The organism is Nonomuraea longispora (assembly GCF_004348345.1).
Classification (GTDB): Bacteria; Actinomycetota; Actinomycetes; order Streptosporangiales; family Streptosporangiaceae; genus Nonomuraea; species Nonomuraea longispora.
Window position 1 is genome coordinate 1 of record NZ_SMJZ01000272.1, and the last position, 10,032, is coordinate 10,032.

The window sequence follows — 10,032 nt, forward strand, 5'->3', positions numbered from 1 at the left end:
GCGGGGGAGCGGTCTCGTCCGGCGGAGGTGTGTCCGTCGGGGCGTCGGTTGGGGGAGGTGTGTCCGTCGGTACGTCGGTCGGCGGCGGGGTCTCCGTCGGCGGGTCACCCGGCCGGCAGGTGAACGTGACCGTCGGGCCGGGCTCGGTGACGGTCACCGTGACCCGTTCCGTCACGGTCGGCAGGGGGATGGGCGTCACCTCGACCCGGGGCTTGCCACGCTTCTTGTACGTGCCCCGGCCGAGCTTCTTCGTGGCCTCGGCCGCGCCGTCGACGACCGGGACGTCCGCGGTCGTGGTCTTGCACGACGCCCGCCGGCACACCCGCTGCTTGACGGTGAAGAGCGCGGGCCCTTCATGGGCGATGGAGACGTCCAGATAGGAGACGCCTCTCTTCTTGACCACCTTGGTCTTGGCGGTGTACTCCCCGGTCGTGGGACTTTCCGAAGGGACTGGAGTCTCGCTCGGGCCGTCGGTCAACGCGACCCTCGCGCCTAGTGGGCTGCCAGTGGATAGAGGTTCGGTCGCTGACGTCTGGGAGATCGCGGCTCCGCCGGCTCCTGCCAGTGCGACGGTGCCGAGCAGCGCGCCCAGGATGGAGAGTTTCATAATCCTGCTCTTGTGGGAGATTTCAGGACCCTGGCCATTATTCCGACTTGTCAAGATCGGTCAAGACTGAGACGCATGGACAAGCGCTTCCGGTTCCGGCGCGTGGCGAACTGCCTGAATCTCGCCACACCGCTCGGCGTGCTCGTTGCGGTCATCGGCGGCGCCACCAGGCAGCCCGGCCCCAACGGCCTCATCCTCGCCTTCGGCTACCGTTACCGTTTCCCCGCCGCGAGCGCGTTCACCATCGGCAACGTGGTCCTGACCGGCAGAGACTCGCTGCACGTCCGGCTCGTCATGCACGAGGACCGGCACGCCACGCAGTGGGCGTGGTGCGCGGGGCTGCCCATGGTGCCGCTCTATCTGCTCGCCATGCTCTTCTCCGCGATCGTGTGCGGGGACCGCGCCTCGTACAACGTTTTCGAGCGCTTCGCCGGACTGGAAGACGGTGGTTACCCGCGCGCTCCCCTCCGGTGGCGAAAACGTGGAAGCGGTGGTTGACAGACGTTGTAAACGTTCGTTCCGTCAAGTGACTTCACGTGTACGTGGCGTACGTGTCAAGGAGCGAGCCGGAGCGTGTGCACGGCCGCCTTCCTGACCGACTCCGGCGTGGAGAGCATCGGCATCAACTCTCCACGCGCCCACGCCTCCGCCTGATCCACGTAGTTGTCGTGGAAGGCGTGCCCCGAGGCGCCGGTCAGGTTGATCCACCGCGACTTGTCCAGGTCGGACAGGTCGACGATCATGCGCATCGACGGTACGGCGGTGACCGCGTACCCGCTCTGGACGTTCCACCCCGTGGCGTTCACCGCGTCCTTGCCGCCGGGCACCGGCAGCGGCCCGCGGTTGAACAGCGCCTCCACCGGCGCGATGCCCGAGGTCCCGAGCGAGTCGTGGACCAGGTCCAGCCGGTGCAGGTCTCCCCAGCGCCACGTTGTGACGTCGTCACCGAGACGGTCGGCCAGTTCCTGGTGCGCCGAGGCCATCGCCTGGCGCAGGATGTCGTCGCGGGTCTCCTTGCGGTTCTTGGTGGTGACGTCGTCCCAGAAGGGGTCGCCGGGGGTGACGAGCAGCCGCCTGACGACCTCGTACCAGCGGTCGCCGCCGGCCGGCCTGGCCTGCTCGGGCAGGTCGTCGTTGAAGGTCAGTACGAGCACCTGACGCCACACGGCGTTGAAGTACGCGGCCGCCGCGGAGTCGAGGTCCTCCCGCCTGTCCCACGTCTTCAGCAACTGCCTGGCCTGGCCGCTGGGCCCCGCCAGATCCACCTGCATCAGCGCCGGGACGAGCGTCTCGGCGAAGCCGTTGTAGGTGTCCTGTTGGATGCGTGCCATGGCCGCCGCGTCGATCGGGCCCTTCGCGAGCGCCTCCTCGATGAGGTCGCGGATGCGCTGGGAGCGGTAGCCGTACGCCCAGTCCTTGGTGAGCAGGGGTCGGTAGCGTGCGGGGTCGATGACGGCGTTGTTGGCCGTGACGATGAACCCGTCGGCCGGGTCCTCCACGGACGGCAGGCGGTCGAACGGGATCGGCTCCGGCTTCCAGTCGTACTCACCCGTCCATCCGGGGACCGGCCAGGTGCCGTCGCCGTTCTCGCGTATGGGGATGCGTCCGGGCGCCTGGTAGCCGATCTTGCCTGCCGTATCGGCATAAATCAGGTTCTGGGCGGGGACCTCGAACAGCGCCGCCGCCGCCTTGAACTGCTCCCAGTCGCTCGCCCTGTTGAGCTCGAAGACGGCGTCGGCCGTCCGCCCCGGCGTCAGCGCCGTCCACTGCAGGGCCACCGCGTTGGCCTCGCCGCTGGGCCTGGCGGTCTCGATCACCTCGTTGATCAGCGGCCCGTGCCGCGTGCTCCTGACCGTGATCGTTACCGGGTCGCCGCCGGCCACCTTGATCTGCTCCTTCCTCGTCTCCAGCTTCACGCGCTCGCCCCGGTACAGGTACGTGTCGCCCTCCACCTGCTCAAGGAAGAGGTCGGCCACGTCAGGCCCGAGATTGGTGAAGCCCCACGAGATCTTGTCCGTGTGCCCGATGATCACGCCGGGCACGCCGGAGAAGGTGAACCCCGTCACGTCGTACGGGCACCGCTCCGAGAGCTTCCTGCAGTGCAGCCCCGCCTGGTACCAGACCGACGGCATCTGCGGGGCCAGGTGCGGGTCGTTGGCCAGCAGCGGCTTTCCGCCGGTCGTGTTCGTGCCGGAGACCACCCACGAGTTCGACCCGACGCCCTCGCGGTCCTCGGTGCTCATCGTGCTGGGCACGGCGTCGAGGGCCTCGGCCGCCTGGGTGAGCAGCCGCCCGGCCCGCCGCCGTGGCTCCGCCTCCTGGTCGAAACGTCCCTTGGCGAGGGCGCCCTGCGTGACGATCGGGGAGTGGCGGTCGTACGGGTAGTCGGGATAGAGCTGGTCGACCCGCGCCCTGGGCAGCTTGGTGAGCGCGAGCGACCGGTCGATCTCGCTCTCCACGTTGGAGCGCAGGTCCCATGCCATGGCCTTGAGCCAGGCGACGGAGTCGGCCGCGGTCCACTTCTCCGGCTGGTACGGACCGTTCTGGAGCTTCAGCACGGAGTATTCGATGCTGCGGTCGGAGGCGTTGGGGTTGGCGGCGAGCCAGGTGTTGACACCCTTGGCGTACGCGTTGAGGTTGTCCCGCGTGCCCTTGGTCAGCCCGCCGAGCTCCTGTTCGGCGACCCTGCGCCAGCCCATGGTCCTGAGCGCCTTGTCCGTTTTGAGCGTGGCGGCGCCGAAGAGCTCCGACAGACGCCCGGCGGTCATGTGGCGCCGGACGTCCATCTCGAAGAAACGGTCCTGGGCGTGCACGAATCCCTGGGCCATGAACAGGTCGGCAGCAGTGTCAGCGTAGATGTGCGGGATTCCTGATTTATCGCGAAAAATTTCCACATTTGTGGATAAACCAGGCAACCTCAGCGACCCGTCCATCTGAGGGAACGACGTCCGCACCGTGACGATGATCACCCCCGCCAGCACCAGCGCCAGCGCGAGCAGAACGGTCAACACCCGAGCGAACCACCGCAAAGGCCACGGCATCCACGCATAGGGCCTCACCGAATACCTCCATCATGCCGAAACTGGCATCAAGTCTGACAGCCCAAGATCACTCCTTGGACCGTCGCAACGGACCGCCCGGAGGGATCAGGCCCAGGTCTGGCCCTCCGCGGTGTCGGCCACGCGGACCCCCATCTCGGCGAGTTCGTCCCTGAGCCGGTCGGAGGCCGTCCAGTCCTTCGCCTCGCGGGCACGGGCGCGTTCCTCCAGCAACTCCCCGGCCCCGGGCGGCAGCACCCGCGTCTTGCCGATCTCGGTCGGCAGGTCCAGCGCCAGCACCTGGTCCAGGTGCAGGAAGGCCTCCAGCTTCGCCCCCGGCGCCACCGACTCGTCCCGCTCCAACTCCCGCAGGACTCGCAGCGCCGCCGGCGTGTCGAGGTCGTCCTCGATGGCCGCCTCGACCCGCGCCACGTGATCGAGGGGCATGGGCGCGCTGACCGACTCCGACCACTCGGCCACCCGTGAACGCCACCGGCGCAGCGTGCGGTCGGCCGCCCGCAACGTCTCCCAGGTCAGGTTGACCTGCTGGCGGTAGCGGTGCTCCATGAAGGCCATGCGCAGGGCGAGCGGGTCGAGACCGGCGTCGACCACGTCGGACAGCAGCACCACGTTGCCGGTGGACTTGGCCATCTTGCGCCCGTCGAACAGCAGGTGCTCGCCGTGCACCCAGTGCCGTACGACCTCGTGCCCGGCGGCCGCGTCGGACTGCGCCCGCTCGTCCTCGTGGTGCGGGAACCGCAGGTCGATGCCGCCCGTGTGAATCTCGAAGCGCGACCCGAGATGGCGCAGCGACATGGCCGAGCACTCCACGTGCCAGGCAGGGAAACCGCGCCCCCAGGGGGCGTCCCAGCTCAGCTCGCCCGTGGCGGGCTTCCACAGGGCCCAGTCGGCGTGGAAGCGTTTGCGGGGATCGACGGCGTCGATGCGGTGGGCGGGCTTGAGCGCGTCCAGCCGGTTTCCTGAAATTTCACCGTAGGTAGGAAATGTCCTTACGTCGAAGAAGACCGACCCGTCCGGCACCGCGTACGCGTGCCCCTTCTCGATCAGCTTGGCGATCAGCTCGATCATCAGGTCGATGTGCTCGCTCGCGCGCGGCATGTGCTCGGGAGGCCGCAGGCCGAGCGCGGCGGTGTCACGCCGGAAGGCGTCCTCGTAGAAGCGGGCCAGCTCGCCCGCTGAACGGCCCTGCGCCCGCGCCCGCGCGAGGACCTTGTCCTCGCCCTCGTCGGCGTCGTCGTCGAGATGACCGACGTCGGTGATGTTCTGGCAGACCAGCACACGCACCCGCCGCAGCTCCAGAACCCGTCTGATCAGGTCGGACATCAGGTAGGTGCGCAGGTTGCCCACGTGCGCGTGACGGTAGACCGTCGGCCCGCACGTGTACATCCGCACCGCCCGCCCGGCGTCGATCTCCTCGACCTGCCGGGTGCGCGTGTCGTAGATCCGCAACATCTCCCGAGCTTAGCCCGAGCGTCATCCGCCCAGGAAACCGAGAATGTCCCTGTCGCCGCGCTCGCGCAGCCGGTTCAGGATCTCGTCGCGCGTGGCGAGGTCGGACGCCCCGATCCTGGCCCCGATCAGCCGCAACCCCTCGATCTCCGAGTTGACCGGCGCGGTGATCCCGATGAGGTAGAGGGCCCGGTTGAGCGGCGACATCCCGGGCGGAGCGGCAGGCATGTGCCGCGTCAGCAGCTCGCCGCCGTCCGACACGGTCAGGAACACGTGGTCGCCCTCGCTCGCCTTGAAGTCGGCCAGCACGTTGCGGATCGACCCCATGGTGGGCTGGTTGTGCCAGCTGATCACCACGTCGCCGGTCGGCGTGGAGGCGGTCAGCGACCCGCCGGGCGCCATCCCGAGGTAGGCCGCGAACCCGGTCGGCAGCGGCGATCCGGAGCCGCGCAGGTGCTCGGCGTTGATGTCCACCCGGTGCCACCAGCGTCCGTCGCGCGAGCGGAAGCTGCGCCGCGTCTCCGACACGTCCTTGCGCGGCTGGTACGGCTCCGCCTCCCCGCTCGGCGAGGTGCCCGCCACCCGGATCCACCCCCGCTGCGTGCGCTCGAACCCCGGCCCGCCGGAGTAGGCCCGCACGGAGCTCTCGCTCACCTCGTAGCGCGAGGTCAGGTTCGTCACGATCGTGCTCACCGACGCCTCGCCGCCGGCCCGTTCGATCTCCCTGGCGATCATCTCCCTGATCCCCAGGTATTCGTCGCCGCCCCAGCGGGTCAGGCCGTACTTGTTGCGGTCGACCCGCCGGAACCGGTCGTCGGCGGTGAGCTGGTTGCGGATGCCGACCAGGCTGTAGTCCTCGCCGATGCGCTCCTGGATGTCCTCGGGTGACAGCGGCGTGCCGGCGACCGCCAGCACCGCCTCGGCCTTCTCGTTGATGCTGCGCGGCCACGGCACCACGTGCGTGCCGAGCACCCGCAGCTGCGGCACGCCGAGGATCCACCGCTCGGCGACGTCCTCCCGGACGCCGAGCTGGGCGACCATGGTGACGGCCTCGCTGAGCGGGTGCGGCCCGTCGGCGAACAGCTGGCGGGTCTTCTCCCTCAGGTCGTCGGCCCCGCCCGCCACGAGCCAGCCGTCGGACTGCTCGTAGCCGGTGAGCAGCGTGCGTACGAACCGCCACGCGGGGATGCCCAGGCTGCGCAGCTCCGTGACGTGCCACGGGACCGCGGCCTGCAGGTCGTCGGCGGGCACGGCCGAGCCCAGCCGGCCGCGCAGCCACGACACGTGCGCGGCCAGCGCGGCGGCCTCCGGCTTGCCGAGCCAGGCCTCCACGTGCTCGCGCAGGTCACGCTCGATCTGCCTGATCCGCTCCCGCGTCACCGAGAAGCGCTGCGCCAGCTCGTCGAGCGTGGCCCGCTGCGTGGCGTACAGGCGGTCGCGGGCGATGGCCCGCTGCCGGTCGTCGAGCGACCCGAACAGGTCGTCGATGAGCTCGGGCAGCGGCTTGTTCGTCCTGGACGGCGCAGGCACGGCCTCGGGAAGCGGTTCGAGCAGCCGCTCGAACACGCCGGTGAACAACTTCTGCACCACGTCCCTGCCCAGCGTCTCCGGCGTGCGCTCGGCCTCGGCGGGGTCGGAGAACCGCAGCAGCGGAAGGATGTCGCCGAGCATCAGATGACCCCAGCAGGCCACGGCGAGACCGGCCAGGTGGCCCGCCACGGTCTGCGTGCCGGCGATGGCGCAGGCACGGTCGAGTGGGATCGCCTGCCACCAGGCCTCGGGCAGCTGCGGCTCCTCCACGATCGGCGCAATCTGACCAGGGGAGGTCCAGCGCAGTGGTGGCGCGAGGTCGCTCAGGCTGAGGTTCATTGAGGTCCAACCGGCAATGGGACGTTATATCCGCAGTTCAGACTATGTGATCAGAGGGACAAAAAGGGGCTCCCTCGTCCGGAATGGGAGATATAGAGCATCGATCGGGCTCGGGTGCAGGCGACGAACAGTATGCTCCGTTCACGCTGCAGCGCACGAGCCCTCGCGTGCGGTTCTTCCGGCGGCGGCTCGGGCACCACACCCTCCGCCACGCCGATGAGCGCCACCCGCTCGAACTCGAGCCCCTTCATGTGCGGGAAGGCCGAGGCGCGCACGTGCAGGCCCGACAAGGCCCGCCGGGCCGCCCGGACGTGCCGGGCGTCGCGGGCGCCGACCCCGATCTCGGCCGCGGGAACGCCGTCCGACAGCCACGACTCGACCACGGCCCGCAGCCCCTCCAGCTCCGCCTCACGCGTGGCGTACGCCCTGACCACCGGGCGGGCGCCGTTGCGCGCCGCGCGCAGGCCGTACATGTCGGTGGCGCCCTTGACCAGCCCGGTCGCGAGACCGCCCCCGCGCAGCCTGACCACGAACGACAGCAGCTCCTGCGGCAGGCGGTAGGAGAGCCTGAGCGTGTGCTGGACGGCCGCGATGCCGACCGCGCCCAGCGCCACCCGCGTGTCGGTGATCCGCTGGTGCGGGTCGCCGACTACGAACAGGTCGTCGCGCGCGTGCGGCGCCGCCGCCCGCAGCAGCCGCCACTGGGCCGGGGAGACGTCCTGCGCCTCGTCCACCACGATGTGACGGTACGGCTTGTGCCCGGGATCGACGTCGTCGAGCAGATCGCCCGTCGATCGGGACAACCACCTGAGCGCCTCGTCGGTCAGCTCCTCCAGCGAACGCGCCCCCTGCCCCACCAGCGCCGGTCGCCGGCCCTCCGCATCGGTCACGATCCGCATGGCCAGCCGATCGGCGTTGTCCACCTCGACCCGCTTGCGCACCACCTCATCATCGATCAGAAGGTCGAGTTTCGCAGACAGTTCCTCGGCAAGCCCCTGCGAAAACGTCACGAGCAGCACCGGTCCCGCGCCGTGCGCGGCCAGATGAGCGGCCCTGTGCAGGGCGACGACGGTCTTGCCCGTGCCCGCTCCGCCCACCACCAGCACCGGCTGCTCGTAGCGCGCGGCCCTGGCCAGCCGGTGCTGCAGGGGATGCAGGAACGTGCACCAGCCGGGCACCCGCAACACCCGGTCGAGCTCCACCTTCCCGGCCACGAACACCGCCCGGTCCGGGCTGCGCAGCAGCGCCGCGTACAGATCGTCGGGGTCGACCGGGCCCTGGTCCTCGCTCGACGCGCGCCAGGAGTCCAGCTCCCGCCACGCCTCCGCCAGCGTGCCGCCGCGGGCGAGCACCGCGAGCGGGGCGTGCTGGGTCGGCGGCAGGAGAGGCTCCAGCGCCGCCACGTCGGCCTCGGTCGAGAGCAGCCTGAACAGCGGCAGCGCGTGCACGTCCAAGCCCAGCGCGAGCAGATCGCCGTCGCAGATGGGGGCGAACAGTCCGGACGACGACCGTACGGACCGGCGTAACGCGGGCTCGACCCGTTCGAGCGCCTCGGCGTCCCACTCCTCGATCACGCCGAGCACCGGGTTGACGCCGAACCTGTGGCGCTGCGCGTACGACCAGGCCTCCGGGTCGGGCAGCACCGTACGCAGCCAGTACACGTCCCGCTGCCGCACCACAACCCCGCGATGCCCCTCGGCCAGGCGCAACGTCGCGACCTTGGCGTCCCTGGCGCCCCGGACCCGCTGCGGATGCGGAGCGCCGGCCAGGCTGAGCAGGAACCGGCGCAGCGCGACCACGGCATCCCTGCGCACCGGCGGGGCCAGTGCGCTGAGCTCCCTGGGAAACTCAGGGCCGATCGCGAGCCGCGGCACCGGCTCAGTCCAGCAGGGCGAGCAGGTCGCGGTCCCCGCGCTCGCGGAGCCTGGCGAGCAGGTCGGGCAGGCTGACCGGGCCCGTCATCCCGATCCTGGTGGCGATCACCCTGGCCGCCTGGTCCCGGGTGCCTCCAGGAGCGGTGTACCCGACCAGGCGCAGCGCCTTCGTGATCTTCTCCGCGCCCTGGGCGGCGACCGGCAGGTGCCTGGCCCTGAGCACGCCCTCGTCCGACAACGTCAGGAACAGGTGGCCGCCCTCGCGCGCCCCCACGTCGACCAGGAGACGCTCGATCGACTCGAGCACCGGCCTGCCGTGCCAGGTCATCGTCAGCTCGCCGGCGGCGCTCCTGACCGTCCTGCTCTCGCCCGGCGACAGGTTCAGGTACGACGCGAACCCCGTCGGCAGCGCGCACTCGCCGCCCGCGAGCTGCTCGGCCGTCACGTCGATGCGCAGCCACCAGCGACCGTCCGGCTGCCTGAAGCAGCGCCGGGTCTGGGAAACGTCCTTCAACGGCTGGTACGGCCCGCCGGACTCGTCGACGGCGCCGCCGTTCGACTCGCCCGCCGACGGGACCGGCGCGAACGCCTGGAACTGCGGCGGGCCCACAGGCGGGCCCACAAGCGGGGACGCGGGCGGGGACGCCACCTGGACCGGGCCGAACGCCGACTGCCCCGGCTGGGCCTGCTGTGCCGGTGCCTGCGCGGGCTGGGGCTGGGGTGCCAGGGTCGCCAGGACGAACTGCCAGGCGGGCACCTCGAGCGCGCGGATCTCCACCTGGTGCCAGTCGGCCGCGCCGATGAGCTGCTCCTTGGGAGCGGCCGGGCCCAGCGTACGCACCAGGTCGTCCAGATGGGCGCGGTACGGCGCAGCCTCGTCGCTGGCCAGCCACTGGCCGAGACGGGCGCGCAGCTCGTCCTCGGTCGCGGCGATCTCCGCTGGGGGTACGGCGAAGAGCTTGGCCAGCTGGTCCACCGCCGACGGCTCGTCGGTGAAGATGCGGTTCTGCGCGACCGCCCAGCTCTTGTCGTCCAGCCCGGCGAACGCGGCCTCGATGAGCTCCGGCAACGCCTGCCCGTGCCCGGAGACCGCCGTCCCGGCCGGCTCAGGCACCGCCGCCACGTCCCCCTGAACCCCGGCATCCGCCACCGCGTGGGCCTGGGGTTCGGGTTC

At 70.6% G+C, this 10,032-nt stretch carries 6 protein-coding genes and 1 pseudogene; 1 reads left to right on the forward strand and 6 read right to left on the reverse strand.

Annotation, left to right across the window (positions count from 1 at the left end):
* Nucleotides 1-607: hypothetical protein (locus E1267_RS40160; protein ID WP_220449910.1), on the reverse strand; the 607-nt coding region annotated here is incomplete at its 3' end.
* 75 nt (nt 608-682) lie between these two features.
* On the opposite strand from E1267_RS40160, the gene E1267_RS40165 reads away from it, so the two are divergent.
* Nucleotides 683-1,105, forward strand: coding sequence for a hypothetical protein (locus tag E1267_RS40165; RefSeq protein ID WP_132340978.1), 423 nt, complete (start codon nt 683-685; stop codon nt 1,103-1,105).
* A 56-nt stretch (nt 1,106-1,161) separates the two neighbouring features.
* On the opposite strand, the gene E1267_RS40170 is transcribed toward E1267_RS40165, so the two are convergent.
* From E1267_RS40170 to E1267_RS40190, 5 genes and pseudogenes are all read right to left on the reverse strand, one after another.
* On the reverse strand, nt 1,162-3,648 hold the full coding sequence (locus E1267_RS40170; RefSeq protein WP_132340980.1) for a penicillin acylase family protein: 2,487 nt from the start codon (nt 3,646-3,648) through the stop codon (nt 1,162-1,164).
* A 105-nt stretch (nt 3,649-3,753) separates the two neighbouring features.
* Complete coding sequence (gene cysS / locus E1267_RS40175) at nt 3,754-5,118, reverse strand: cysteine--tRNA ligase (protein ID WP_132340982.1); 1,365 nt, start codon at nt 5,116-5,118, stop codon at nt 3,754-3,756.
* Nucleotides 5,119-5,139: 21 nt separating this feature from the next.
* Nucleotides 5,140-6,984 carry a sigma factor-like helix-turn-helix DNA-binding protein gene (locus E1267_RS40180; RefSeq protein WP_132340984.1) on the reverse strand — a complete coding sequence of 615 codons (1,845 nt, stop codon included), beginning with the start codon at nt 6,982-6,984 and terminating at the stop codon, nt 5,140-5,142.
* A gap of 50 nt (nt 6,985-7,034) precedes the next feature.
* Nucleotides 7,035-8,858 carry a UvrD-helicase domain-containing protein gene (locus E1267_RS40185; protein ID WP_132340986.1) on the reverse strand — a complete coding sequence of 608 codons (1,824 nt, stop codon included), beginning with the start codon at nt 8,856-8,858 and terminating at the stop codon, nt 7,035-7,037.
* Nucleotides 8,859-8,862: 4 nt separating this feature from the next.
* Nucleotides 8,863-10,032: pseudogene (locus E1267_RS40190) on the reverse strand (hypothetical protein); the annotation flags it as partial.

Bases quoted from the DNA above. Each gene is read 5' to 3' on its own strand.
- E1267_RS40165 (WP_132340978.1), top strand. From the start codon at position 683: ATGGACAAGCGCTTCCGGTTCCGGCGCGTGGCGAACTGCCTGAATCTC.
- E1267_RS40170 (WP_132340980.1), bottom strand. From the start codon at position 3,648: ATGCCGTGGCCTTTGCGGTGGTTCGCTCGGGTGTTGACCGTTCTGCTC.
- cysS (WP_132340982.1), bottom strand. From the start codon at position 5,118: ATGTTGCGGATCTACGACACGCGCACCCGGCAGGTCGAGGAGATCGAC.
- E1267_RS40180 (WP_132340984.1), bottom strand. From the start codon at position 6,984: ATGAACCTCAGCCTGAGCGACCTCGCGCCACCACTGCGCTGGACCTCC.